Source organism: Lacihabitans soyangensis (assembly GCF_024343775.1).
Lineage (GTDB): Bacteria > Bacteroidota > Bacteroidia > Cytophagales > Spirosomataceae > Leadbetterella > Leadbetterella soyangensis.
Window position 1 is genome coordinate 45,533 of the sequence record NZ_RJUF01000005.1, and the last position, 24,013, is coordinate 69,545.

The 24,013-nt window shown below is 37.4% G+C and carries 26 protein-coding genes; 19 read left to right on the top strand and 7 right to left on the bottom strand.

Annotated features, from left to right (window positions below; genetic code table 11):
* Positions 1–54: 54 nt before the first annotated feature.
* From EGI31_RS03640 to EGI31_RS25280, 5 genes are all read left to right on the top strand, one after another.
* Positions 55–471, top strand: coding sequence for an OsmC family protein (locus EGI31_RS03640; RefSeq protein ID WP_255035793.1), 417 nt, complete (start codon positions 55–57; stop codon positions 469–471).
* Positions 472–473: 2 nt separating this feature from the next.
* A complete protein-coding gene (gene xerD / locus EGI31_RS03645; protein WP_255035794.1) occupies positions 474–1,364 on the top strand; it encodes a site-specific tyrosine recombinase XerD in 891 nt (296 codons plus the stop codon).
* A 49-nt stretch (positions 1,365–1,413) separates the two neighbouring features.
* On the top strand, positions 1,414–2,508 hold the full coding sequence (locus tag EGI31_RS03650) for a sialidase family protein (protein WP_255035795.1): 1,095 nt from the start codon (positions 1,414–1,416) through the stop codon (positions 2,506–2,508).
* A 168-nt stretch (positions 2,509–2,676) separates the two neighbouring features.
* Complete coding sequence (locus tag EGI31_RS03655; protein ID WP_255035796.1) at positions 2,677–2,904, top strand: type II toxin-antitoxin system HicB family antitoxin; 228 nt, start codon at positions 2,677–2,679, stop codon at positions 2,902–2,904.
* Positions 2,901–3,071: a type II toxin-antitoxin system HicA family toxin gene (locus EGI31_RS25280; protein ID WP_255035797.1), complete on the top strand. Its 171-nt coding sequence runs from the start codon at positions 2,901–2,903 to the stop codon at positions 3,069–3,071. The genes EGI31_RS03655 and EGI31_RS25280 overlap by 4 nt, the downstream gene beginning before the upstream one ends.
* A 36-nt stretch (positions 3,072–3,107) precedes the next feature.
* Here EGI31_RS25280 and feoB read toward each other — a convergent pair whose 3' ends face one another.
* Both feoB and EGI31_RS03670 read right to left on the bottom strand, forming a co-directional pair.
* Positions 3,108–5,210, bottom strand: coding sequence for a ferrous iron transport protein B (gene feoB / locus EGI31_RS03665; protein WP_255035798.1), 2,103 nt, complete (start codon positions 5,208–5,210; stop codon positions 3,108–3,110).
* 4 nt (positions 5,211–5,214) lie between these two features.
* Complete coding sequence (locus tag EGI31_RS03670) at positions 5,215–5,442, bottom strand: FeoA family protein (RefSeq protein ID WP_255035861.1); 228 nt, start codon at positions 5,440–5,442, stop codon at positions 5,215–5,217.
* A gap of 189 nt (positions 5,443–5,631) precedes the next feature.
* Between EGI31_RS03670 and EGI31_RS03675 the strand changes: the two genes are divergently transcribed.
* From EGI31_RS03675 to EGI31_RS03710, 8 genes are all read left to right on the top strand, one after another.
* Positions 5,632–6,423, top strand: a complete 792-nt coding sequence (locus EGI31_RS03675) for a TatD family hydrolase (protein ID WP_262925360.1) — start codon at positions 5,632–5,634, stop codon at positions 6,421–6,423.
* The gene (locus EGI31_RS03680) at positions 6,420–7,310 is read left to right on the top strand and encodes a DMT family transporter (protein ID WP_255035800.1); all 891 of its coding nucleotides are present in this window, start codon (positions 6,420–6,422) and stop codon (positions 7,308–7,310) included. Before EGI31_RS03675 ends, EGI31_RS03680 begins: the two co-directional genes overlap by 4 nt.
* An 11-nt stretch (positions 7,311–7,321) precedes the next feature.
* Positions 7,322–8,071 carry a hypothetical protein gene (locus tag EGI31_RS03685; RefSeq protein ID WP_255035801.1) on the top strand — a complete coding sequence of 250 codons (750 nt, stop codon included), beginning with the start codon at positions 7,322–7,324 and terminating at the stop codon, positions 8,069–8,071.
* Between the two features lie 229 nt (positions 8,072–8,300).
* Positions 8,301–9,425: a Re/Si-specific NAD(P)(+) transhydrogenase subunit alpha gene (locus EGI31_RS03690; RefSeq protein ID WP_255035802.1), complete on the top strand. Its 1,125-nt coding sequence runs from the start codon at positions 8,301–8,303 to the stop codon at positions 9,423–9,425.
* Positions 9,426–9,429: 4 nt separating this feature from the next.
* Positions 9,430–9,717: an NAD(P) transhydrogenase subunit alpha part 2 gene (locus EGI31_RS03695; RefSeq protein ID WP_255035803.1), complete on the top strand. Its 288-nt coding sequence runs from the start codon at positions 9,430–9,432 to the stop codon at positions 9,715–9,717.
* A gap of 2 nt (positions 9,718–9,719) precedes the next feature.
* Entirely contained in the window at positions 9,720–11,108 is a 1,389-nt protein-coding gene (locus tag EGI31_RS03700; RefSeq protein WP_255035804.1) for an NAD(P)(+) transhydrogenase (Re/Si-specific) subunit beta, read from the top strand.
* Positions 11,109–11,134: 26 nt separating this feature from the next.
* Positions 11,135–11,344: a hypothetical protein gene (locus EGI31_RS03705; RefSeq protein WP_255035805.1), complete on the top strand. Its 210-nt coding sequence runs from the start codon at positions 11,135–11,137 to the stop codon at positions 11,342–11,344.
* Positions 11,345–11,685: 341 nt separating this feature from the next.
* Positions 11,686–12,387 (top strand): zinc metallopeptidase, encoded by a 702-nt coding sequence (locus EGI31_RS03710; protein WP_255035806.1) that lies wholly within the window; start codon positions 11,686–11,688, stop codon positions 12,385–12,387.
* A 950-nt stretch (positions 12,388–13,337) separates the two neighbouring features.
* On the opposite strand, the gene EGI31_RS03715 is transcribed toward EGI31_RS03710, so the two are convergent.
* Positions 13,338–13,877 (bottom strand): CvpA family protein, encoded by a 540-nt coding sequence (locus EGI31_RS03715; RefSeq protein ID WP_255035807.1) that lies wholly within the window; start codon positions 13,875–13,877, stop codon positions 13,338–13,340.
* A 3-nt stretch (positions 13,878–13,880) separates the two neighbouring features.
* Positions 13,881–14,330: a GatB/YqeY domain-containing protein gene (locus EGI31_RS03720; protein ID WP_255035808.1), complete on the bottom strand. Its 450-nt coding sequence runs from the start codon at positions 14,328–14,330 to the stop codon at positions 13,881–13,883.
* A gap of 82 nt (positions 14,331–14,412) precedes the next feature.
* Here EGI31_RS03720 and EGI31_RS03725 point away from each other — a divergent pair, with 82 nt between their 5' ends.
* Positions 14,413–15,132 (top strand): pyridoxine 5'-phosphate synthase, encoded by a 720-nt coding sequence (locus EGI31_RS03725; RefSeq protein WP_255035809.1) that lies wholly within the window; start codon positions 14,413–14,415, stop codon positions 15,130–15,132.
* Between the two features lie 108 nt (positions 15,133–15,240).
* On the opposite strand, the gene EGI31_RS03730 is transcribed toward EGI31_RS03725, so the two are convergent.
* Positions 15,241–17,526: an ATP-dependent helicase gene (locus tag EGI31_RS03730; protein WP_255035810.1), complete on the bottom strand. Its 2,286-nt coding sequence runs from the start codon at positions 17,524–17,526 to the stop codon at positions 15,241–15,243.
* Positions 17,527–17,893: 367 nt separating this feature from the next.
* Here EGI31_RS03730 and EGI31_RS03735 point away from each other — a divergent pair, with 367 nt between their 5' ends.
* The 4 genes from EGI31_RS03735 to EGI31_RS03750 all read left to right on the top strand — a co-directional run bounded on the left by EGI31_RS03735 (position 17,894) and on the right by EGI31_RS03750 (position 21,920).
* Positions 17,894–18,970, top strand: a complete 1,077-nt coding sequence (locus EGI31_RS03735; RefSeq protein ID WP_255035811.1) for a fatty acid desaturase family protein — start codon at positions 17,894–17,896, stop codon at positions 18,968–18,970.
* Positions 18,971–18,988: 18 nt separating this feature from the next.
* Positions 18,989–19,588: a glutathione peroxidase gene (locus tag EGI31_RS03740; RefSeq protein ID WP_255035812.1), complete on the top strand. Its 600-nt coding sequence runs from the start codon at positions 18,989–18,991 to the stop codon at positions 19,586–19,588.
* A gap of 2 nt (positions 19,589–19,590) precedes the next feature.
* Positions 19,591–20,478, top strand: a complete 888-nt coding sequence (gene menA, locus EGI31_RS03745) for a 1,4-dihydroxy-2-naphthoate octaprenyltransferase (protein WP_255035813.1) — start codon at positions 19,591–19,593, stop codon at positions 20,476–20,478.
* A 101-nt stretch (positions 20,479–20,579) separates the two neighbouring features.
* The gene (locus EGI31_RS03750) at positions 20,580–21,920 is read left to right on the top strand and encodes a tetratricopeptide repeat protein (RefSeq protein WP_255035814.1); all 1,341 of its coding nucleotides are present in this window, start codon (positions 20,580–20,582) and stop codon (positions 21,918–21,920) included.
* A gap of 53 nt (positions 21,921–21,973) precedes the next feature.
* Here EGI31_RS03750 and EGI31_RS03755 read toward each other — a convergent pair whose 3' ends face one another.
* Positions 21,974–22,750, bottom strand: coding sequence for an AMP nucleosidase (locus EGI31_RS03755; protein ID WP_255035815.1), 777 nt, complete (start codon positions 22,748–22,750; stop codon positions 21,974–21,976).
* 68 nt (positions 22,751–22,818) lie between these two features.
* On the opposite strand from EGI31_RS03755, the gene EGI31_RS03760 reads away from it, so the two are divergent.
* The gene (locus tag EGI31_RS03760) at positions 22,819–23,253 is read left to right on the top strand and encodes a type I restriction enzyme HsdR N-terminal domain-containing protein (protein ID WP_255035816.1); all 435 of its coding nucleotides are present in this window, start codon (positions 22,819–22,821) and stop codon (positions 23,251–23,253) included.
* A gap of 2 nt (positions 23,254–23,255) precedes the next feature.
* Here EGI31_RS03760 and EGI31_RS03765 read toward each other — a convergent pair whose 3' ends face one another.
* Positions 23,256–24,008, bottom strand: coding sequence for a LytR/AlgR family response regulator transcription factor (locus EGI31_RS03765; RefSeq protein WP_255035817.1), 753 nt, complete (start codon positions 24,006–24,008; stop codon positions 23,256–23,258).
* Positions 24,009–24,013: the final 5 nt, after the last annotated feature.

Here is a 24,013-nt window from a genome sequence, read left to right on the forward strand (position 1 = left end):
AGAGCTAAATAATAAACTTGGCGGCTTTGCCACTTTATAAGAAAAACAAAAAATATGAAAACCTCAAAAATTATTTACAACGGTGGCTTAAACACCGAAATGACTCACCTGAAATCAGGAAAAACAGTAGTAACCGACGCTCCGACGGACAATAACGGCAAAGGTGAAGCCTTCTCTCCTACCGACTTGGCTGCAACTTCACTGGGTGCTTGTGCCATCACAGTAATTGGCATCGCAGCACAAAATGCTGGTCACGAGTTTAAAAATTCTGAAGTACAAATTACCAAAATAATGACTTCGGAAGCCCCGAGAAAAATAGCCAAAATTATAGCCGAGTTTGACTTTACTTGTGAGCCTCCACTTTCGGATTCTGATAAAAAAAGATATGAAAGAGTGGCATTAACTTGTCCGGTTTCGTTGAGTTTACATCCTGATATTGAGCAAGAAATGATTTTCAATTGGTTGAATTAAGCATGACATGGCTCGACGATATCAAAAACTTCAAGAATTACCTGAAACTCGAACGCGGTTTGTCAGGTAATTCTGTTGAATCCTATGTCAGAGATGCCGAAAAACTCTTTCAGTTTTGTGGAGAAACCAAACATGTTTCATCTCTAAAAGATGAAGACATTCATAATTTCTTGGTTTTTTTAAACGATTTGGGACTTTCAGCCACGAGCCAAGCCCGGATTTTGAGTGGAATCAAAGCTTTTTTTGAGTTTCTATTTATCGAAAAATTAATAATCGCTGACCCCACTGAACTTATTTCTTCTCCAAGAATTACCAGAAAATTACCAGAAACGCTTCATTTGCATGAAATAGAAGCAATGATGGCCAGCATTGACCTGAGTACTCACGAAGGTCCTCGAAACAAAGCAATTATAGAGGTAATGTACAGCTGTGGCTTACGCGTTTCGGAGCTAATTAACCTAAAAATATCTGATTGTTTGTTTCAAGAAGGTTTTATTAGAGTGGTTGGAAAAGGCAACAAAATGCGGTTGGTACCCATTGGAAATGAAGCCATTAAGTATTCCAAAATCTACCTGCACCAAGTAAGAATACAACTAGACATTCAGCAAGGTCACGAAGATTATCTTTTCTTGAATCGCCGTGGAAAAGCTCTTAGTCGGGTGATGGTTTTTATAATCATAAAAGATCTGGCCGAGAAAGCGGGAATTCATAAAAGTATCTCTCCGCATACGCTTAGGCACAGTTTCGCTACGCACTTGGTCGAGGGAGGTGCAGACCTTAGGGCTGTTCAGGAGATGCTCGGGCATGAATCCATTATTACCACCGAAATCTACACGCATTTGGACAGAGCCTTTTTGCAACAAACTTTGAAGGAATTTCATCCGAGGGGATGAAAAAGTATTGGAGTCATACTTAATTTTACTATTTTGATCAATCTTCATTATGAGACGAATTACCGTATTTTTCAATTTAATTTTCTCTTTTTCTTTCGCCCAAACACCTATTTTTACTTCTGGCACACAAGGATATCAGTCGTTCAGAATACCAGCAATGGTTGTTGCAAAAAACGGTTGTTTGATAGCATTTGCCGAAGGCAGAGTAAACAATGCTGGAGATTTTGGAAATATAGATTTAGTAATGCGAAAAAGTTGCGATAATGGGAAAACTTGGAGCAAATTAAAAATCGTAATAGACAATGACAAACTCCAAGCCGGTAACCCAGCCCCAGTTTTTGATTTCTTGGACCCCGAATTTCCAGAAGGTCGATTGTTCCTTTTTTATAACATAGGAAACAACCATGAAAACGAGGTTCGAAAAGGCAATGGAAAAAGAGAAGTCCTTTACGTCACCTCCATTGACAACGGAGACACTTGGTCTTCTCCAGTAGATATTACTTCACAAACACATAAACCCTCAGAGTGGCGATCGTACACAAATACGCCTGGACATGCTTTACAATTGACGAAAGGCTCAAAAAAAGGGAGATTATTTGTGCCTGCCAATCACAGTGAAGGCGAACCTTTAGCACATTTTGAGGATTATCATTCGCATGCATTTTATTCTGATGACCACGGAAGAACTTTCAAGTTGAGTCAAAGTCTGGAACTAAAGGGAAGTAATGAAGCCACTGCGGCACAATTGTCCAATGATAAATTAATGCTTAATGCTCGAAATCAAAAAGGCGATGTAAAGCAAAGAATTGTTGCCATCAGTAAGGATAATGGTGAAACGTGGACCTCTGAATATTTTGATGAAAAACTTATTGACCCAGTTTGTGAAGGTAGTATTTTAAATATTGGTGGCAAAAAACTTGCTTTCACCAATGCATCGGATATAAAAAACCGCAATAACCTTACGCTTAGAATTAGTAAAGACGAGGGAAAAAATTGGTCAAAATCAATTTTAATAGATGGAAATGACGGTAGTGGCGACTTTACGGCTTATTCTGATATCGTAAAAATAAGTAAAAGGAAAATTGGTATTCTCTATGAAAGAGACAATTATAAAGAGATTGTTTTTAGGGTAGTGAAATGGTAAACAAAATACGTATGGAACCCAAGTTGGTTTAATTAAGCTCAGATTTCAAATCCCTCTCCATAAGGAAATGCACTTATTGAAGAAGCCACCTTAAACAATATCAAATTAAGAATTGAAATTTTCTTTTTTCAAATCTGTTTTTTTATAACTTGATTAAAAATATTCTTAATGAATTACAATTTCAAAATACATCTCCATAAAGAAACAGAGGGCGGTTTTATGGTGACCGTTCCTTCATTACCGGGTTGTATAACACAAGGAGACGACTTGGATGACGCCATAGCTATGGCTAAAGAAGCTATTGAACTTTACATTGAAGAACTTAAAGAAAGGGGTGAAAATATACCTGACGACACCAACACATTCGAATATTCTTTAAACCTTGCTGTGGCGTGAACCAGTCTCCAAAATTTCTAATAAAGCTTTTAGAGCAAAATGGGTATATATTCAAACGTTCGAAAGGTTCTCATCATGTTTACTTCAATCCACTTAATAACAAAACAGCTATAGTTCCTGTACATGGAAATAAATATATTAAAAAGGCACATTTCTGGCTATTTTAAAGCAAGCCGGAATTGATTTTAATCTATAATTTGGTTCTATTTCAAAAACCAATAAACAGCAAACGCAGAAACATAAGCCAAGGCACTCATATAAACCAACTGGATAATTGGCCATTTCCATGACTTGGTCTCTCTATAAACTACCGCAATGGTACTCATGCACATCATGGCAAATACGTAAAATATAAGTAAAGAATATGAAGTTGCCACAGAAAATACTGGCTCTCCTGTTTCTGGATTTATTTCGTTTTTCAGTCGAGATTTTATGGTCGAATCGTCGGCATCGTCAGCACCAATGCTATAAATGGTGGAAATAGTCCCCACAAAAACCTCTCTTGCCGCAAACGAAGTAATTAGAGCAATGCCTATTTTCCAATCATAACCTAAGGGTTTGATAGCAGGTTCAATAAATTTACCAAACAAACCCGCATAAGAATTTTGAAGTTTTTCAGCGGCAATCTTAGGCTCTAATTCATCTGAACTTAGGCCAATATTTTGTGCTGCAACTCTTTCCTCCGCTTTTGAAAAACCTTCCCCTGGCCCATAAGAAGCTAAAACCCATAATATAATCGAAATGGCCACTATAACCTTACCCGCCTCAAAAACAAAGGTTTTTACTTTTTCTAAAATCGTAAAACCTACCTGTTTCCATCTTGGTTTTTTGTATGTTGGAAGTTCCATGACAAAGAAAGTCCGTTCGTTGGTTTTGAGTATTTTTTTCAAAAACCAACCTCCAATCAAAGCAGAAAAGAAACCTAAAAGGTACAGTCCCATCAAGGCCAAGCCTTGGAATCCAAACAAGCCAAATAACTTATCATCAGGCACTACCAGAGCAATAAGTATAGTATAAATTGGTAAACGGGCCGAACAACTCATCAACGGCGTCACCATAATGGTAATCAATCTATCCTTCCAATTCCCAATAGTTCTAGCAGACATGATAGCGGGCACGGCACAAGCCATACTCGAAATCAAAGGCACCACACTTTTGCCGCTCATGCCAAATCTACGTATGAGTTTGTCCATCAAAACCACCACGCGAGCCATATAACCCGATTCCTCCAGAATGGATATAAATGCAAATAAAAAGGCAATTTGAGGTATAAAAATAACCACTCCGCCAATTCCAGCTATCAAACCATCTGTCAATAAATCAGTAATTTTGGATTCAGGAAGGATAGATTTCAAGAAATCGTTCAATGAAGCTATTCCTCCATCAATCAAATCCATCGGATAGTTAGCCAGCGTAAATACCGACTGAAAAATCAAGAATAGTATTCCAAGAAATATTACGTAACCCCAAAATCTATGAATGAGGACATTGTCAATTTTCTGGGTAAGTGTAAGTGAATTGTGCTTTTCAGACTCTATTTCAACAACCTGACTCAAGGTTTGGCCAATATCTCTGTAGCGATCCATTACCTCTTTTGCCTGAAATCCATCGGCATCCAATTTCAAATCCGTAGCAATGTCCTCCAAAAATCTTTGATCATTTTGTCCTAAAAACGAAAGCTTATCAGTTTGTGTTAAATAATGAAGAGCCGCATAATCTGTCTTTAAGGAAAACTTTTCTTTAATCTGTTTTACCGCTGGTTTCATTTCCTCTGAGACCAACTCGAGGTTCTGATGAACTTGCTTTTTCTCCAAAGCTCTAAAAATAGTCAGTTTCAAGCCTTCTAGGCCGATTCCTTCTCTTGCATTAACCTCCACAACGGGTATTCCGAGCAGTTTTTCTAACTTTGGAGTGTTTATTGAGACTCCGATTTCGTTGGCCACATCCAGCATATTCAAAGCCAAAACAGTAGGAATACCAAGATCGTTTACTTCTTCAAAAAGTAAAAGATTACGTTTAAGATTGGAAGAATCAACAACAATAACTGCTAAATCCGGATAGTCTGAATGGTTTTGATTGGTAAGAACTTCAAGAACCACCTGCTCGTCTAGCGAATTAGGGTATAAGCTGTAGGTTCCAGGTAAATCTATAACCTGAATATCAGAGCCATCGCTTATTTTACAAAAACCGACTTTTTTATCAACAGTTACACCCGGAAAATTCCCGATTTTTTGTCTAAGACCCGTGAGATGATTGAAAAGTGAAGATTTACCGCAATTGGGATTTCCTATTAATGCAACAATCATGGGCTCAGTCGATAAGAATGGTAAGGGCTTCAGATTTTCTAAGTGAAAGTTGATAGTCTTCCGAAACAGAAATACAGTAAGGACAACCCAAAGGTGCTTTGTGATCCAGTTTCACTTCCGTTCCTGGCAAACAACCCATTTCGAGCAATTTCAGTGCAAGTTTATTATCTAAAAATGCGGAAATTACCCCCTTTTCTCCCTCTTTTAAATCAGCTACGCTCTTCAATCTAATTAGACTTATTACAAATAGTAACGCAAAAGTAGCTTATTTTGTTCTTAGAATGGTTCATCTTATTGTAAAATATCTCAAAATATGACCAAAATCAGAATCTTTAAAACTTAATCCGCCACTTTTTAGAATTAGCCTTGCTATCTTTCTAATTGTCTCATCTAACTTGTAATTTTGCAAAAAAGAATTTAAATGTCGAAAATAATAGAAACGCACGCCCATATCTACGATGAACAATTCGAAAACGACCGTGACGAAATGTTACATAGAGCATTTGAGGCAGGCGTGGAACAAATATGGATGCCCAATTGTAATCACGAAACCATTGAAGGCATGCTATCTCTTGAAGCCCAGTATCCGGGAAAATGTTTATCGATGATCGGACTTCATCCTTGCTATGTGGGTGAGGATTATGAAAAAGAATTAGAAATAATTGAGAAATGGCTGAGTGAAAGACCTTTCATAATGATTGGAGAAATCGGCTTGGATTTTTATTGGGATTTGGCATTTGTTCCACAACAAGAAAAGGTCTTTTTACACCAACTTTCGCTTGCGAAAAAATACAAATTGCCGATTTGTATTCATTCCAGAAACTCAAAAGACAATTCGCTGAACGCCATTCAAAGGTGTTGCGACTTGATTGAAGATTTTGGATGGAAAGAACTCCGGGGAATTTTTCATTGTTTTTCGGGAGATGCAGCAGATGCAAAAAGAGTAACTTCAATCAACTTCCTTTTGGGTATTGGTGGAGTTGTTACTTTCAAAAATGGCGGCTTGGATAAATTCTTGGCAGATATACCCCTAAAAATGATAGTTTTGGAGACGGATTCGCCATACCTAGCTCCAGTACCACATAGAGGCAAAAGAAACGAAGTCAGTTATTTGGATTTGGTCGTCACTAAGATTGGCGACATTTATGAAATTTCTGAAGATAAGGTAAAGTCACAAACTACGGAAAATGCAAAAAAACTGATTCAGAAATGAAAAAAACAAGTACGAGTCTCCAATTTATTCTTTTAGGAATTGTCTTTGCTATATTTTGGTCTTCCGCATCGGTGGCAGCCAAAATAGGAGTAAAAAGTATGGAGCCATTAGTTTTGTTTCAGTTTAGGTTCTTTTTGGCGGGGATTCTTCTGTTGGCTTATCATGCCGTTTTTGAAAAATGGCAATGGCCTAATCGCCAAGAGGTCATAGCACTCGGCATCTTTGGTTTTCTTAATGTAACGCTATATCTAACACTATTCGTACTGGCTATCAACGAAGTAGCTGCTGGTATCGGTAGCTTATCGGTTTCTTTAGGGCCCGTTTTAATGGCCATTATTGGTGGATTAATTTTAGGCAAGAAAATAGAACCTCGGCAAATATTTGGTTTATTATTTGGCATTGGTGGCGTATTTATAGCAGTCTGGCCTTTATTGCAAAATAGCTTCGCTACGTTCCGAGGACTAACCTATCTCTTTATAGGCATGCTGAGCTACAGTTTGGCCGCAGTATATTTCTCAGAAAAAAAATGGAATTTAAGTAGATATGCAATAAATGGTTGGCAGGTTTTATTTGGAGGTATTTTCATGCTACCTCTAACCTTTTATTTCAAAAAAGAAACAATACAATTTTCAACAGAAAGTATACTTTCTATCTTATGGCTAACTATTCCAGTATCACTTTTGGCCGTAAACCTTTGGTTAAAGCTCATCAAAATAGATGCTATAAAAGCCGCTTTTTTCCTTTTCTTGTGTCCGATTTTTGGTTTTACATTTTCATCCTTCATCCTCAAGGAACCATTCACTTGGCACACCATGGTGGGCTTGATATTGGTACTTATTGGTTTATATTTAGGCCAAGAAAGAAAAATCAACCAAATAACTGATTAAAACTCAAAATTATGCTCAAAAAAATTGGAATAATATTGGTAGTTATGTTTGCCATTTTGGCAAGCACATTCGGCATAATATATTTGACACAAAACGAAAAACTTCCTGTTGGAGACCAACCAGAAAAAGCAGACCAACTGGCGAAGAAAATGCTGGCGGCCTTATACAAACCAGCTTGGGATAGTACAAACATTGCAGCTTGGACTTTTGCGGGTGGCCACAAGTACGTTTGGGACAAGAAAAACGAAAAAGTATCTGTAAGATGGGGTGAAAACCTCGTCTATCTGAATTTACAGGAATGGAACAAAGGCAAAGCTTTTGTAAATAATAAAGAAGTAAAAGACAATAAACTGGATGTTTTGAGGGGAAAAGCCTACACTATGTTTTGTAATGATTCTTTTTGGTTTATAGCTCCTTATAAGGTTTTTGACGAAGGAGTTAGTAGAAAAATCGTTAAACTAGCTGACGAAAAAGAAGCTTTGTTGGTGACTTACTCAACCGGTGGTGTTACTCCCGGCGATTCTTACCTATGGGTTTTAGATGAAAACCACACCCCGGTTTATTTTAAAATGTGGGTAAAAATCCTTCCAAACGGTGGCATCAAAGGAACTTGGGAAAATTGGATAACTACCACATCTGGTGCAAAAGTCGCAACAAACCATAAAATTGGTCCAATACATAATATAATTTCTAATATCAAAACTGGCTCTCGTCTATCAGATTTAGATCTTCCAAGCCACTACTTTGACATAATTAAATAGAGAATAAGAAAACTGAATCAATCGCATAACAACTTGATTTTTTTGAATTATTTTTTGAAAAAATTAGACTAAAAGGTGTAGAAATTTAAATATTAGTTCTGATATTTAATAAAAATAAAGTTTATAATACTATTTCAACCAAAATGCATTTTTTGGTGTAAAAATAATATTGAAATTAAATATTGTTTTTACTTTTGCAACCATAGTTAATCACTTTTTTCAAAAAAACATGAAAATAGGAGTTCTTAAAGAAACAAAACTACTAGAAACCCGAGTTGCTCTCACACCTGATACGGTAAAGCAACTTTTAAAAAAAGGCTTTGAGGTAGCTATTGAAACAGAGGCCGGTCTTCAATCTTCCTTCTCCGACCAAGATTATGTAGCTGCAGGTGCTAGTATTGGCTCAAAAACAGAGATTTCACAGTCTGATGTTGTTCTTAAAGTAAACTCTTTTACAGAGGAGGAAGTAGGACAATTGAAAGAAGGCATTGTAACAATTTCCTTCTTGTATGCGTACACTATCCCTGCCGTAGTAGATGCTCTTAAGGCCAAAAAAATCGCTGCATTTTCGATGGATGCCGTTCCTCGTATATCCAGAGCCCAGAAAATGGATGCATTAAGTTCTCAAGCCAACTTGGCTGGTTATAAAACTGTCATTCTTGGAGCCAATGCATTGGGAAAAATATTCCCTCTAATGATGACAGCAGCGGGTACAATAACCCCAACAAAAGTACTGATTTTTGGAGCTGGAGTAGCTGGTTTACAAGCCATTGCCACTGCCAAAAGATTAGGAGCCGTAGTAGAGGTAACCGACGTGAGACCAGAAACCAAAGAACAAGTAGAATCACTAGGTGGTAGATTTTTGATGGTCGAAGGTGTAGAAGGTGTAAAGATAGAAGGTGGCTATGCCAAAGAAGTTTCGGCAGAGTTTCTTCAAAAACAGAAAGAATTGGTAGAATCAAAAATAAAAGATGCCGATTTGGTGATAACTACAGCTTTGGTTATTGGAAAGAAAGCACCTGTCTTGGTCTCTGAAGATATGGTAAAATCGATGAAAAAAGGCTCAGTGATAGTAGACATGGCCACGGAATCAGGTGGAAACTGTTCGATTTCAGAAAAAGACAAAACAGTAGTAAAACATGGCGTAACAATCATTGGAGATTCTAATTTACCAGCCCTTTTACCTATCAACGCCAGTCAACTTTATGGTACAAATATCATAACCTTATTGATGCACTTGGCAGACAAAGATGGCTTCAAGTGGGATATGGAAGAGGAAATCACCAAAGGCTCGCTTATTACGCACAATGGTGAGTTGGTTCATGAATTTACAAAGTCAATTTTAAACAAATAAGAAAATGAATTTAGAAGCTTTAATACTTTTATTATACGTTTTGGTTTTGGGTAGTTATTTGGGTTTTGAACTAATCGCCAAAGTTCCGCCCACCCTACATACCCCTCTTATGTCTGGTTCAAACGCCATTTCTGGCATAACCATCGTTGGGGCTATTTTAGCATCCAACGAACTCGGCTATACGCACGTTAGCAAGTGGCTAGGTATGTTAGCCATCATTTTAGCCACTATAAATGTGGTTGGTGGTTACGCGGTTACAGACAGAATGTTGAAAATGTTTAAAAAGAAATAAAAATGAATATCTATATACAGTTTGCCTATTTGATAGCATCAGTTTTGTTTATCATAGGCATCAAAAAAATGAATAAAACCTCCGAAGCTAGAACCGGAAATCAGCTGTCGGCAGTCGGAATGTTGATAGCCATCTTGGCTACGGTCGTTCAAGTGGAAGTATTGAGTTTGATTGATATATTTATTTGTATCATTATTGGCTCTGCCATAGGTTTATACGTGGCCTATAAAGTAGAAATGACTCAAATGCCAGAAATGGTAGCCTTGTTTAATGGTTTTGGAGGACTGGCATCGGTCGCTGTTTCTATATCTGACTATTGGCTAAAAAGCCAAGAAAACAACTTTGATATTGACATAATAACTGGTGTGAGTATAGTTTTAAGTATTTTTATTGGCGGAATTACATTTACAGGATCAATGATTGCCTGGGGTAAACTTTCGGGAAAAGTAAACGGTAATGCTATCATTTTTGGCGGCCAACATCCTTTAAATTTACTACTTTTTGTGGCGTCAATTGTTGCTTCTGTGTTAGCAGTAATGTATCAAGCTGATCCAATTTATTTACTTATTTTAACTGCCCTTTCTTTACTTCTGGGAGTTTTGACAGTGATTCCGATAGGCGGTGCCGACATGCCTGTGGTTATATCGTTGCTTAATTCTTATTCGGGAATGGCTGCCTGTACAACTGGTTTTGTTCTCAATAACAACGTTTTGATTGTCGCAGGAGCCTTGGTTGGTGCATCTGGCATAATCCTTACAAATATTATGTGTAAAGCCATGAACCGCTCTTTGGTAAGCGTTTTACTTGGCGGATTTGGAACAACCTCAAGCTCTGCTGCCGTTGAGGGTGGCTCAGAAATAGTGGTTAAAGAAGTTGGAGTAGAAGAAGCGGCAATGCTTTTTGATTCAGCTTCATCTGTTATAGTGGTTCCCGGTTATGGAATGGCTGTTGCTCAGGCCCAACATGTGATTAGGGAACTGAGTGAATTATGTGAAAAACGCAACATAGATTTTAGATTTGCGATACATCCTGTAGCAGGTCGAATGCCTGGCCACATGAACGTGCTATTGGCTGAGGCCAATGTACCTTATGATAAGCTTGTAGAAATGGATGACATCAATGATGAATTCTCGAATACAGATGTGGTGTTTATTGTAGGTGCCAACGACGTGGTAAATCCAGCTGCAAGAACCAACCCTCAAAGTCCTATTTTTGGTATGCCGATACTTAACGCTGACAAAGCTCGAACTGTAATAGTAAGTAAGAGAAGTATGGGTAAAGGTTATGCTGGTGTTGAAAATGAGCTTTTTGGTTATCCAAATTGCTTAATGTTGTTTGGTGATGCAAAGCAAACTATTACAAAGTTGGTTGGTGAAATGAAGGAAATGTAGCTTCGACTCCGCTCAGCTACCGTACAGTGGCTCCGCTCTGCTACCTTTCGGTGAATCCGCTCTGCTACCTTACAGTGGCTAAGATAAGCTACCGTACAGTGGCTTCGCTAAGCTACCGTACAGTGACTCCGCTCAACTACCGTACAGTGGCTCCGATCAGCTACCGTAGGGTGGCTCAGCTACCTTACAGTGGCTCCGCTCCGCTACCTTTCGGTGACTCCGCTCTGCTACCGTAGGGTGGTTCTGCTCAGCTACTGTTCGTTGTCTTCGCTCAGCTACCGTATGGTGGCTTCGCTCAGATATCTTCCGTTAGCTTCGCTTGGCAATGGTAGTTCGTGAATAATTTAGGGCATCGAAGAGTTCAATTTTTTGGGTTATGATAAGATTCGGCATTTACCATTTTGAAATTAAACCTAGAGATTATTATTTTGATAAAGTTAACAATCGAAAAGCGATCATTCAAAGCCTTAAATATCCACTTATCAATAAAAAATGTATTTAGAGAAACCCTGTTACCTAATTGTTTGTTTTGTGTCTAAAGTTTAGTTATTTTGAATACAATTAAATTTAAGAAAAGATGATTTTAATAATTGGAGTTGTGTTTATGCTAATCGGAATGTTCGTTAGCAACAGACTGAAAAGCAAATTTGCCGAATATTCGAGAATCGGACTGGCAAATGGCCTAAGTGGTGCTGAAATCGCTCAAAAAATGTTGCACGATAACAACATTTATGATGTAAAAATTACCCAAGTTGAAGGCCAACTTACCGACCACTACAACCCACTTGACAAAACCGTTAACCTAAGTGCAGATGTTTTTCATGGTAGAAGTGCTGCTTCAGCCGCTGTTGCTGCTCACGAGTGCGGCCATGCTATTCAACATGCTCTTGCCTATGCACCACTAAAAATGAGATCGGCAATGGTTCCAGCAGTAAATGTGGCGTCGAAAGTAATGGGAATGCTAAATATGTTCCTGATGTTCGGCGGTATCTATATGCTTTCGCAGGGAAGTACTATGGGTGATATTCTATTGATAGTTTTAATTGCTGCCAATGGTGCAATGGCCGCCTTTGCTTTAATTACTCTTCCTGTTGAATACGATGCAAGTAAAAGAGCGTTGGCTTGGATGACGAACAGAAATGTTGTGAACCAAAGCGAGCATGCTATGGCCAAAGATGCTTTGGACTGGGCAGCCAGAACCTATGTAGTTGGAGCTTTGGCGGCCATAGCCAACTTGATGTATTACGTTATGATGTTTTTGGGTAGAAGAGATGACTAAAACGTTCTAAAATTATTGACAAAAACCTCGGCATGTATGCTGAGGTTTTTTTATATTTACTTTCAATAAGGTTTGTAAGAAAATCAGTTTTTTTTTGTTAAATTTATTAAATATTGAGCGAAAATAATTTTTAGCTTTTTTGTCGAATATTCATAACTTGACACCTATTTTAACAAAAACTTCATCTAAATTTTAGAAGTCGAAATATAGTAGTACCTTCGACAAGAAACAAAAACACAGATTTTGAAAAAGTTGTTCATCGTAGTGTTCTTCGTTTTTGCCATTATTGACGTTATTGGTGAGTACTATAACTATTTTAATGTGGTATTAGTCTCTCGGGTTCTAACATTTCCGATAGCATACTTAGGATACTTGTCATTTAAAAAATATAGGCTCGAGCCAATTGGGAGTTTAATTGCTGCAAGTATTATTGTTAGCATTGTTGGATTGATAGTCACGCATACTCAACCCTATGGTGTTAACTATTTGACTAGAGTCCTTATTATCATTATTGTAGAGACTCAAATTCAACTCTTCATTATCACTCACTATTTTTATCCCAAAGACAAATCGATTAAGGATGAATTCATTAAACTAACCATCATCTTCTCATTAGGAATGATATTCATTTACTTTTTCTTTCCATTGTTCAACTTTGGTACCCAAGCTATTGTTTTTATCAGAATTCTACAATTCAGTTTCTTTATTGCATACACCTATAATAATAAGCTTCTCAATTGGCAAATTCAATGGAGTGTGTGGTTGCTTCTATTTTCTAATATTATTTCAATGTACTTCCTTTACATTTCCCCCTCCAAAATTTATCATGTTTTGGTTATGATTTCCTTATTTACATCCAAATTCCTATTTGTAAATGGAATTATAGAATCGTTAAAAATCAAAAAAAATATGCAATTCAAAATTTAAGAATTTTTGAATTAAGGCAGTGTTTAAGAATTTTCAAGTCGTGTTTTTAAATTACCTAAATAATCCACCCAATTTCCACCCGGAATCATATCTGAAATTTTGGATATCATATTTGGGGCAAATGACTTCACAAATTCAAAATACTGATTGTCAACCATCCATTTTGGAGGTAGATCAATTCCGGTTTTCGAAAACAACCAAAGAAAAACACTTACACCAAAAAGAGCGGTAAATCCGCCCAAAAATGCTCCTAAAAGGCCATCGAGAGTGCCTAGAAAAGTTAGCCGAACGGCTTTTCTCATTAGCCAACCTGCTTTTCTTAGTAGGAAAATAGTTGGAAGAAATACTACAAAAAAACTTAAATATGGCGAAATTGAAACCAGTGTTTCTTTACCAAAAATATTCTCTAGAAAATCAGCTCCTAAGCTCAAAAACTTGAACCCAATAACAATGGCTACAACAAACGCCGCTATGCCAAAAATTTCCATTAGCAAGCCTTTCTTGTAGCCATTGAAGGCACCAATAATCACTGGCACCAGTAAAATCAGGTCTATGATGGCCATTTATTACTGAGCCAAAAGAGTTTTAACCATTTCAGAAATCGCTCTTCCCTCAGCTTTGCCGGCCAATTCTTTGCTGGCCACACCCATAACTTTGCCCATATCTGCCGGCGATTTCGCTCCAACTTTGGCAATAATATCAGCTATTATGCTTTTCAGTTCATCAGCAGACATAGCTGCAGGTAGGTAAGTTTCTATTATTGCAATTTCAGCCAATTCTTTTTCAAGAAGTTCTGGTCTATTTTGTGTTTTGTAGATTTCCGCGGAGTCTTTGCGTTGTTTAACAGCCTTTTGCAAAATTCTCATTTCGTCGGCCTCCGTTAAAGCTTCGGCACCTGGCTTCGTTTCTTCTATCAAAATAACCTTTTTTATATCTCTCAAGGCCAACAACTTAGCCGAATCACGAGCCAACATGGCTGCTTTTATATCTGCGTCTATTTGAGTTTTTAACGACATTTGTTTTAATATTTATTGTAGTTATTAAAATTCATTCCAAAATAAAAATCGTAATTTTGGACCCATAAATGAGAATGCAAAAATGACAAAATTATCGGTCAATATCAACAAAATAGCAACTTTAAGAAACTCAAGAGGTGGAAACATACCTGATTTGGTTAAAACAGCTATTGATTGTGAGATTTTCGGGGCACAGGGAATCACCGTTCACCCGAGACCGGACGAACGTCATATCAAGTATCAAGATGTTTTTGATTTAAAGAAGGTTGTAAAAACAGAATTCAACATTGAAGGAAACCCTACCGAGGGTAGATTTCAAGAGGTGGTTTTGGCTGTAAAACCAGAGCAAGTGACATTGGTTCCTGACGAACTCGGAGCCATTACCTCCAACGCAGGTTGGGACACCATTACCCACAAAAGCAAACTCAGAGAAATCGTAAATATCTATAAATCAGAAGGTATTAGGGTCTCTATATTTGTAGATGCAAACCCAGAAATGGTAGAAGCCGCTGCCGAAACTGGAACAGATAGAATAGAGCTTTACACGGAATCATACGCTGCTGAATATGCCGAAAGTCCTGAAAAAGCCATAGAAAACTTCATAAAAGCCGCAGAAATGGCACAGAAAGTAGGACTTGGCATCAACGCAGGACATGACCTAAGTCTTGAGAATTTGGCCTACTTTTATAAAAATATTCCTGGACTGTTGGAAGTATCTATCGGTCATGCTTTGATTAGTGATGCTCTTTATTATGGTTTAGAGAATACTATCCAACTATATTTGAGGCAGTTGGAGGGGTAACCACCAAATTATTCGAAAACCTTAACCTAATTTCGATGAAAACCAGTTTTTAGTTTTCTCCCCAATTTAGGTTGGCTTTGTTCGAGAAAATACTCCTTTGAAATTAACTCATTCCACAATCCTCAACTTGGCAAAACTGAGCAACAATGTCTTTTCTCCTTCCGAATCAAAGTGAATTACCGCCTTTGCTGTTGGCCCCAAATTGTCAAGTTTTTTAACTTCTCCGAAACCAAACTTTTGGTGTTCTACTTTGTCACCGGGCTTAAGGTTTTTGGTGTCTGAAGGCACAAAATCTACCGTAGGTACGTGTACGGGAGCTGGTTTGGCTTGAGACACTGGTTTGAGATTTGCTATGGCTTGAGACCTTGTTGGTGGAGCAGTTACCACGGGCCTTTCTTTTCTCCCAAAAGATTCAAAATCAAAGCCTTTAGGTGTGTAACTTGAGCCACGGTCATCAAATTTTAAATATGCAGGGTCAATTTCGTCTATAAATCGGCTTTTCTCACAAAAATTGAGTTTTCCCCAATTATAACGTTGTTCCGCATAACTCAGTGTCAGTTTTTTCTCGGCTCTGGTGATGGCTACATAAAACAACCTGCGTTCTTCTTCCAAATCCTCCCTGCTACGTAGCATCATCTGTGAAGGGAAAAGATTTTCTTCCAATCCTACCACAAAAACATGTTTAAATTCAAGGCCTTTTGCACCGTGAATAGTCATCATCGTTACTTTGTCTGGGTCGCCGTCTTCTTCCTGATCGGCATTAGTGAGCAAAGAAACAGTCTGAAGAAATGATCCCAAAGTTTTATCCTCGTTTTCAGGATTATCTACAAACTGCTTAATGGAATTGAGCAATTCCTGTACGTTTTCGTGCCTTGCCACACCCTCCACGGTTTTGTCGATATACAACTCGTGCAAAATACCGGTAGTTTTGGCTATATTCATGGCAATAGTATGGGCATCTTTGCCCTCCTCTTCCATGATGATATAACTCTTTATGAGGTTGGTAAAAGTCTCGATAGAGTTCATCGCCCTACCCTCCAGATACTGTTTTATATTGCAAATAATCTCCCAAACAGACTTTTGATTTTCAGAAGCCATAACCACAATCTTGGCTACGGTGGAATCACCGATTCCTCTTTTCGGGAGGTTAATTATTCGCTTAAAGGCCTCCTCATCTTGTTGGTTAACGGTGTATCTCAAATATCCCAAGAGGTCTTTTATTTCTTTTCTTTGGTAGAAAGACAAGCCCCCAATGATACGATATTTAATATTTAACTTACGTAGGGCTTCTTCAAAGGCTCTTGACTGAGCGTTGGTTCGATACAATATTGCAAAATCTTGATTCCTAAGACCCTGATGTTTTGATTCAAATATGGTGTTGGCTATGATTTTTCCTTCTTCGTTGTCAGAATGAGCCTTTATCACCTCTATCCTATCACCTTCTTCGTTATCAGAAAATGTTTTTTTCTCGAGCTGGGCTTTATTTTTGGCTATTAACGAATTGGCAGCATTTACAATATTCTTGGTTGAGCGATAATTCTGCTCCAGCTTAACTACCTTCAAATCCGGGTAATCCTTCTTGAAATTGAGGATATTCTGAATGTTAGCACCACGGAAGGCGTAAATACTTTGGGCATCATCACCCACCACACAAATGTTTTGATGAACTGCAGAAAGTTTACGAGTAATTAAGTACTGGCTGATGTTGGTATCTTGAAACTCATCTACCATTACATGTTTAAATTTGTGTTGGTATTTGTTGAGAACATCCAAATAATCTCTAAAAAGAACGTTGGTATTGAACAACAAATCGTCAAAATCCATGGCATTGGCAGAGAAACAACGTTGTGCATAGGTTTTGTAAATTCGTCCTATTTCAGGCATTTGAGCAGAAATATCCTCTGCTTGAAAAACCGGATTCTCATTATACATCTGCCAAGATATCAAGTTGTTTTTGGCACCAGAGATCCTATTGAGTATAAAATTGGGCTTATAGGTTTTGTCGTCAAGGTTGAATTCCTTCACTATGGTTTTTAGGAGGGATTTACTATCATCGGTGTCATAAATAGTAAAATTTGACGTGTAACCCAATCTGAAACCTTCAAAACGTAGAATTTTAGCAAAAACAGAGTGAAAAGTCCCCATCCAAAGATTCTTCGCCTCAGAACCGATGATTTTTTCAATCCGGTGACGCATTTCTTCAGCGGCCTTGTTGGTAAAAGTCAAGGATAAAATATTGAATGCATCAACCCCACTACCCATCAAATGAGCAATACGGTAGGTCAAAACACGGGTTTTACCCGAGCCTGCACCCGCAATAATCATCAAAGGTCCATTCTCGTGTGTTACAGCCTGATGCTGTGGTTCGTTAAGTTCTGCTAAAAAATCTATCACCTAATTCTCAATGTTTGCACAAAGATAATCAAGGAATACCACCTAAGGAATTTTTAAATTGAGGGATAGGCAAACATTTATTGAGAAACGCATTTTGATTCAAAACATCAATAAATTAAACAGGTATTAACTTTCACCACAGAATACAAAATTCTATGTCATTCCATTTTAAATGATTTAAAGTACGAAAGCAAACCTCAAAGTGTAATTCAAGAACTTATCTAAAAAATAAAGTCAATTCAAGAGAACAAAAACACCTAATTCCCGTTCTTAACTAGCATTTGGTATCTGCGAAAAGTACAATTTGGTTTCTAAAAAATAAATGGCGAAATTTGTAAAAACGGAATACCTAAAACTACCTTTTTAAATGCAAAAAATTAAGTTTATCAACAAAACCCAAGCCACGTTTTTCACCTCACTGAGAGCCCGAGTCGATGAATATTTTCAACAAAATAATCTCCCAAAATCTGGCGGAAACAATTTGATAATCAAAGCTATTGTCATGCTTTCTTTATATTTCATCCCTTACTTTTTCGTAATTTTTGGCGGTTTCTCGACCTTAACAAATATCGGTTTGCTGGTTTTGATGGGAATTGGTATAGCCGGTACGGGTATGGGCGTTATGCACGATGCCATTCATGGTACTTTTTCAGATAAAAAATGGGTAAATAAACTTTTCGGTGGAAGTATATATTTTCTCGGTGGCAATGCCTACAACTGGGAAATGCAACACAACACGCTGCACCACACGTACACCAATATTTTAGACATGGATGAAGACATAACAGGTAAATTTATGTTGAGACTTAATGTTGCGGCCAAAAAGAAATTCTTCCACAGGTTTCAACATATTTATGCCTTCTTCTTGTACAGTTTAATGACCTTATCCTTTTTATGGAAAGACTTTAAAGAAATCGGTTTGTTTAATAAACTGGCTAAAGACGGAATCATGAAGCCATTCTCAAGTAAAGAATTGACAATCCTTATAACCACCAAATTATTGTATGTGGTTTTTATTATGGTTGTTCCTATGCTATTGATGGACATAACCTTCGGCCAGTGGATAGTTGGTTTTTTAATAATGCACTGCGTGGCAGGTCTAATATTAAGTACCATATTCCAGCTTGCTCATGTGGTAGAAGGAGCAATACAGCCAATTCCTGACGAAAATGGCTGTGTAGAAAACGCTTGGGCGGTACATCAACTCAAAACAACCTCTAATTTCTTCGGTAAGAATAAATTATTTTCGTGGTACATTGGAGGTCTTGATTTCCAAATAGAGCATCACTTATTCCCAAAAATATCTCACGTCTATTACAGGGATTTGTCTAAAATTGTTGCCGATACGGCCAAAGAATTTGGTCTTTACTACAATTCTAAAGGTGGATTTTTCCCTGCTTTGGGTTCACACATAAACATGTTGAGGCAATTGGGTGTTTCATAATTTATAAAAGTAAATGAAATGAAATTTTTGACAATCGGAATTGTAACACTAGCAGTAATGGCTTTTTTTAGCAGGAATTTAATCAAGAACATTTTCAGTAAAAAACAATCTATATTATCCTCTACTAACGTGAATAACTACAAAGGCTCTTTTTATGACTTCATAGTCAACGACCTAAGTGGCAAACCAGTAAATCTGAAAGATTTTCAAGGCAAAACTGTAGTTTTGATAAATGTGGCTTCGAAATGTGGTTTTACACCTCAATACGCCGACTGGCAAAAGTTCCACGAAAAATATGGTGATAAAGTGGCTGTACTTGGCTTTCCTGCCAACGACTTCATGTCGCAAGAACCAGGTACAAGTGAAGAAATTGCTGAATTTTGTCAAAAAAACTACGGTGTAACCTTCAGGATGTTTGAAAAAGTTACCGTGACAGGAAAAGACAAGGCCCCCTTATATAATTGGCTAACCACTAAAGAACTTAATGGTTGGAATAACCAAGAGCCTACTTGGAATTTCTGCAAGTATTTGATAAACAAAGAGGGTAAACTTACTCATTTTTTTGAATCAAAAATAACTCCTGAAAATCCTGAATTTTTAAAAGCTGTTGGTATATAAAAATGGGGGTTTCATTTAAAGATTGGCTCTCAGCTGCCCGCTTGCGTACACTGCCATTGGCACTTTCGAGTATTATTATGGGAGGATTTTTGGCTCATAAAGCCGACAGGTTCGACCCCACCATTTTTGCTTTAGCTTGTTTGACCACTATACTACTACAAGTATTATCAAATTTTGCAAACGACTATGGTGATACCCAAAACGGTGCTGACCAAGCTGGACGGGTTGGCCCGGCAAGAGCTGTTCAAACGGGTAAGATAAGTCCTAAGCAAATGTTTACAGGAATAATTACCCTGGGTTTGGCCTCCCTCCTTTCAGGTCTTACACTTATTTACTTGGCGTTTGGAGGTTTTGAATCTTCTCTTTTCTGGATTTTTTTAGGAATAGGTCTACTATGTATTTTGGCGGCATATACTTACACTGCAGGTAGTAAACCATACGGTTACGTGGGGCTTGGTGATGTATCTGTTTTTATTTTTTTCGGCATTGTAGGCGTGGTTGGGAGTTATTTCTTACAGACTCAATCATTCAATAGTGTGATAATCTGGCCGGGATTCATGTGTGGAGCCTTAGCCACTGGAGTTCTTAATATCAACAATATTAGAGATATCAATTCAGACAAAATAGCAGGTAAAATAACCATTCCGGTTCGCCTAGGAAGAAAAAAAGCCTTATTTTACCATTGGGTAATTCTTTCGATTTCTATAGTAAGTACGTTGGCTTTTGTGGCAAGTTTTCAAGATACTAAGCCGCTTTATTTAGTTTCATTTCTTCTTATTTTTCTGAATGGTTATCAGGTATATAAAGCCGAAAACCCAGACCCTTACCTAAAAACACTCGCATTGACCTCTTTAGCCCATGTTTTATTGGTAGGTTTTAGTATTATTTGATTCTAATATTACCATAAAAATGGATAATTAAAAATTGGCTGGGGATTAAAATTAGATTAATTTCTTTTTTGATTATCTTTGAACAATTTTATCAAAACCCCATGAAAAAACCTTTTCTTTATTTCTTTTATTTGTTCTTAATTTCAAGTTTTGCTTTTTCTCAACAAACGGCTGCCGAGTACTTTGAGGCTGGTGTAAACAAAAGCAAAGCTGGTGATTATATAGGTGCATTGGCTTCTTTTAGTACAGCCATAGCTATGAACCCCGACAATCACCAGAGTTATTTCAATCGTGGACTTGCCAAACAAGCTCTGAAAGACAATAGAGGGGCTATTTTAGATTTTGACAAAGCCATAGATTTAAGTCCTCGAGACGCCATGTCGTATCTTTACCGAGGTCTGAGCAAGAGCTATCAAGATGATAATCGTGCGGCATTGCAGGATTTTAACAGAGCAATAGAAATTGCACCCGATGATGCTTATTCGTATCTTCAAAGAGGTACAATAAGGGCCAAACTGAACGAACTCACAAGAGCCATTCAGGACTTCACTAAAGTGATAGAACTGAATCCTAGCGACAAAGAAAAATATCAAGCATATTATTCAAGAGGTTTGTGCAAATCCAAACTAGACGACTACAACGGAAGTATTGCCGATTACACAAAATCAATCGAAATTAATCCAAAAAGGGCCCAGACTTTCGTGGAAAGAGGTAAAAACCGTATCAAAGTGAACGCCTATTCTGACGCAATCACAGATTTTGATGAAGCTCTAAAATTAGATATTCAAGATGCCCAATCGTTTTTCTATAGAGGTTTTTCTAAAGGAAAGTTAGAGGATTACAACGGTGCCAAACTTGATTTTGATAAATGTTTGCAAATTGATCCAAACCATCAACCCGCCTATTACGCAAGAGGCTTTGCGTATTCAAAGTTGAACAATCAAAAGGCGGCCCTATCTGATTACAACAAAGCTCTTTTTGAAAAATCTGACACCAAAGGCAATAAAGAAGCCTACAATGGAACTTTGACTAAATCAACTCTGGACAATTTGAGAGGAGCTGTAGATGAGAAAACCAAAATTGTTGACTTTACTGAGGAAAAATCGGAAGTATACTACGCGAAGGGTTTAGCCAATTACAAAGCGTCTAACTTGAAAGACGCTCTTTTGGATTTGAACAAATCGATAGATTTGAATCCAACCTATGCTGAAGCTCATTTTGCAAGAGGTTTGGTAAGATCTACCATGGGGACACAATCAGAGGCGATGATAGACTGCGGAAATGCAATAAAAATAAATCCGAAATATGCAGAGGCCTACTATGTGAGAGGTTTGATTAAAAATGCTTTGGGAGATAATAACGGTGGATGTTTCGATCTTAGCAAATCAGGAGAATTGGGTTATGCTGCGGCTTATAATGTTATCAAAGATTACTGTAATTGATCGCGTGAAAAGCATAGAAATAAAAAAAGTGGCAAAAGCCACTTTTTTTATGCTCAACTCTCAAATCTCATGTGTTTTACAGACTCACCGGAGTTGGCGAGTTCATCAAGAGATTCTATACCAATCTGTAAGTGTTTCTCGACAAAATTTGAAGTAACTTTCTTATCGCTTTCTTCGGTTTTGACTCCGTCTGGTTGCATGGGATTATCAGAAACCAAGAGTAAGGCACCGTGTGGAATAGAATTCACGAAACCTACTATAAAAATTGTGGCTGTTTCCATATCAATGCCCAATGCTCTAATTTCTTTCAAATAATCTTTGAATTTTTCATCGTGCTCCCAAACTCTACGATTGGTGGTGTATACTGTTCCCGTCCAATAATCCATTTCGTGTTTTATTATCATCTCAGAAACAGCTCTTTGTAGTCTAAAAGATGGTAAAGCAGGGATTTCAGGACGAGCATAATCGTCGCTAGTTCCCTCTCCCCTAATGGCTGCAATAGGTAAAATAAAATCACCTAAGGCACTAACTTTTTTCAATCCACCACATTTGCCAAGGAAAAGAACTGCCTTCGGGTTGATGGCCGTAAGTAAATCCATTACGGTTGCAGCCATGGCACTACCCATTCCAAAGTTTATGATAGTAATATTACCGGCCGAGGCTGTTTGCATGGCATTGTTGATACCTTTAATTTCAACACCATATTTATCGGCGAACATTTTCACATAATTCGAAAAGTTTGTAAGCAAAATATACGGCTTGAAGTCCTCTAGCTTGGTTCCGGTATATCGTGGAAGCCAATTTTTAACTATTTCTTCTTTAGTTTGCATATATCGTTAGTTTGTTTAAAATTTGAAGTAGAAAACTATTTTTGTCAGAAAAAGATTCCTTGTGCAATATGATTATTAATAATGAAAATCGCAAAATAAAAGAAATACAAGGCAAATCTTACATTTATGACATTATCAGAAAAAAATATATTTTGCTGACTTCGGAGGAAATTGTGCGACAAAACTTCTTGGACTACTTAATTCTCGAAAAAAAATACTCTAAAAATCTCATCAAGCTAGAATCCGCAATAAAATATAATGCTCTAGACAAAAGATCAGATATTTTGGTTTATGACTCCGAGGGCAGGCCATTCTTACTCGTTGAATGCAAAGCAGCGAGCGTTTCACTTTCACAAAGCACTATAGAACAGGCCAGTAGATACAACCTTACTGTTCAGGCTAGATACTTGTGCATTACAAACGGACAGAAAACTTTTTGTTTTGAACTGATTGCCCATAAAAAGAGCTATCAACAACTTAAAGCCATACCAGATATCAATTAGATTTACAGTTCGTTGAGCCACTGTAAGAACTCAACTTTTCTTCTCCTTGAGACGGGAATTTCGGTTTCTAATTCCGTCATCACCGTGCCGCCTTCACCTTTGGTATATTTTTTAATGAATGTTTTATTAACTAAAAAAGAATGGTGGATTCTGAAAAAACCATAAGAAGTTAATAATTCTTCGAAATCCTTAATGCTTTTGGTCACCACTTTTTTGGTGCCATCTTTCAGAAAAACATGTGTGTAGTCTTCGTCAGCCTCACAGTAAACAATTTGATCAATTTGGACTAGCTCTAAACCATTCAAAACAGGCAAAGGTATTTTATTCGAAGCGTTTTTAGGCATTTTAAGACTTTCTAACAAAATCTTAAAATTATTACTCACGTTTTTAGATTCTACATTCTTAATAGCTTTGGCTATGGCGTCTTTAACTTCCTGAATATTAATTGGTTTAAGCAAATAATCTAAGGCACTAAACTTGATAGCAGTGATGGCGTATTGATCAAAACCCGTAGTAAAGATTACCTGAAAATTGATGGTATCGAATTTTTCAAGTAGATCAAAACCTGAACCAAAAGGCATTTCGATATCGAGAAAAACGATATCAGGCTTTTTACTCAAAATTAATGGGTAGGCATCTTCAATGTTGTTGGCAATGCCTAGGATTTCGAGTTGATTATCACAATAGGTAAGTATGATTTTTGAAAGAGTTTCGATACTTCTATTTTCGTCATCAATTATCAAACAGCTATACATTATTT

What these genes read in the sequence shown, in the direction of transcription:
- EGI31_RS03640 (WP_255035793.1), top strand. Translation starts at nt 55, where the DNA reads ATGAAAACCTCAAAAATTATTTACAACGGTGGCTTAAACACCGAAATG.
- xerD (WP_255035794.1), top strand. Translation starts at nt 474, where the DNA reads ATGACATGGCTCGACGATATCAAAAACTTCAAGAATTACCTGAAACTC.
- EGI31_RS03650 (WP_255035795.1), top strand. Translation starts at nt 1,414, where the DNA reads ATGAGACGAATTACCGTATTTTTCAATTTAATTTTCTCTTTTTCTTTC.
- EGI31_RS03655 (WP_255035796.1), top strand. Translation starts at nt 2,677, where the DNA reads ATGAATTACAATTTCAAAATACATCTCCATAAAGAAACAGAGGGCGGT.
- feoB (WP_255035798.1), bottom strand. Translation starts at nt 5,210, where the DNA reads ATGATTGTTGCATTAATAGGAAATCCCAATTGCGGTAAATCTTCACTT.
- EGI31_RS03675 (WP_262925360.1), top strand. Translation starts at nt 5,632, where the DNA reads ATGTCGAAAATAATAGAAACGCACGCCCATATCTACGATGAACAATTC.
- EGI31_RS03680 (WP_255035800.1), top strand. Translation starts at nt 6,420, where the DNA reads ATGAAAAAAACAAGTACGAGTCTCCAATTTATTCTTTTAGGAATTGTC.
- EGI31_RS03685 (WP_255035801.1), top strand. Translation starts at nt 7,322, where the DNA reads ATGCTCAAAAAAATTGGAATAATATTGGTAGTTATGTTTGCCATTTTG.
- EGI31_RS03690 (WP_255035802.1), top strand. Translation starts at nt 8,301, where the DNA reads ATGAAAATAGGAGTTCTTAAAGAAACAAAACTACTAGAAACCCGAGTT.
- EGI31_RS03695 (WP_255035803.1), top strand. Translation starts at nt 9,430, where the DNA reads ATGAATTTAGAAGCTTTAATACTTTTATTATACGTTTTGGTTTTGGGT.
- EGI31_RS03700 (WP_255035804.1), top strand. Translation starts at nt 9,720, where the DNA reads ATGAATATCTATATACAGTTTGCCTATTTGATAGCATCAGTTTTGTTT.
- EGI31_RS03710 (WP_255035806.1), top strand. Translation starts at nt 11,686, where the DNA reads ATGATTTTAATAATTGGAGTTGTGTTTATGCTAATCGGAATGTTCGTT.
- EGI31_RS03715 (WP_255035807.1), bottom strand. Translation starts at nt 13,877, where the DNA reads ATGGCCATCATAGACCTGATTTTACTGGTGCCAGTGATTATTGGTGCC.
- EGI31_RS03720 (WP_255035808.1), bottom strand. Translation starts at nt 14,330, where the DNA reads ATGTCGTTAAAAACTCAAATAGACGCAGATATAAAAGCAGCCATGTTG.
- EGI31_RS03725 (WP_255035809.1), top strand. Translation starts at nt 14,413, where the DNA reads ATGACAAAATTATCGGTCAATATCAACAAAATAGCAACTTTAAGAAAC.
- EGI31_RS03735 (WP_255035811.1), top strand. Translation starts at nt 17,894, where the DNA reads ATGCAAAAAATTAAGTTTATCAACAAAACCCAAGCCACGTTTTTCACC.
- EGI31_RS03740 (WP_255035812.1), top strand. Translation starts at nt 18,989, where the DNA reads ATGAAATTTTTGACAATCGGAATTGTAACACTAGCAGTAATGGCTTTT.
- menA (WP_255035813.1), top strand. Translation starts at nt 19,591, where the DNA reads ATGGGGGTTTCATTTAAAGATTGGCTCTCAGCTGCCCGCTTGCGTACA.
- EGI31_RS03750 (WP_255035814.1), top strand. Translation starts at nt 20,580, where the DNA reads ATGAAAAAACCTTTTCTTTATTTCTTTTATTTGTTCTTAATTTCAAGT.
- EGI31_RS03755 (WP_255035815.1), bottom strand. Translation starts at nt 22,750, where the DNA reads ATGCAAACTAAAGAAGAAATAGTTAAAAATTGGCTTCCACGATATACC.
- EGI31_RS03760 (WP_255035816.1), top strand. Translation starts at nt 22,819, where the DNA reads ATGATTATTAATAATGAAAATCGCAAAATAAAAGAAATACAAGGCAAA.
- EGI31_RS03765 (WP_255035817.1), bottom strand. Translation starts at nt 24,008, where the DNA reads ATGTATAGCTGTTTGATAATTGATGACGAAAATAGAAGTATCGAAACT.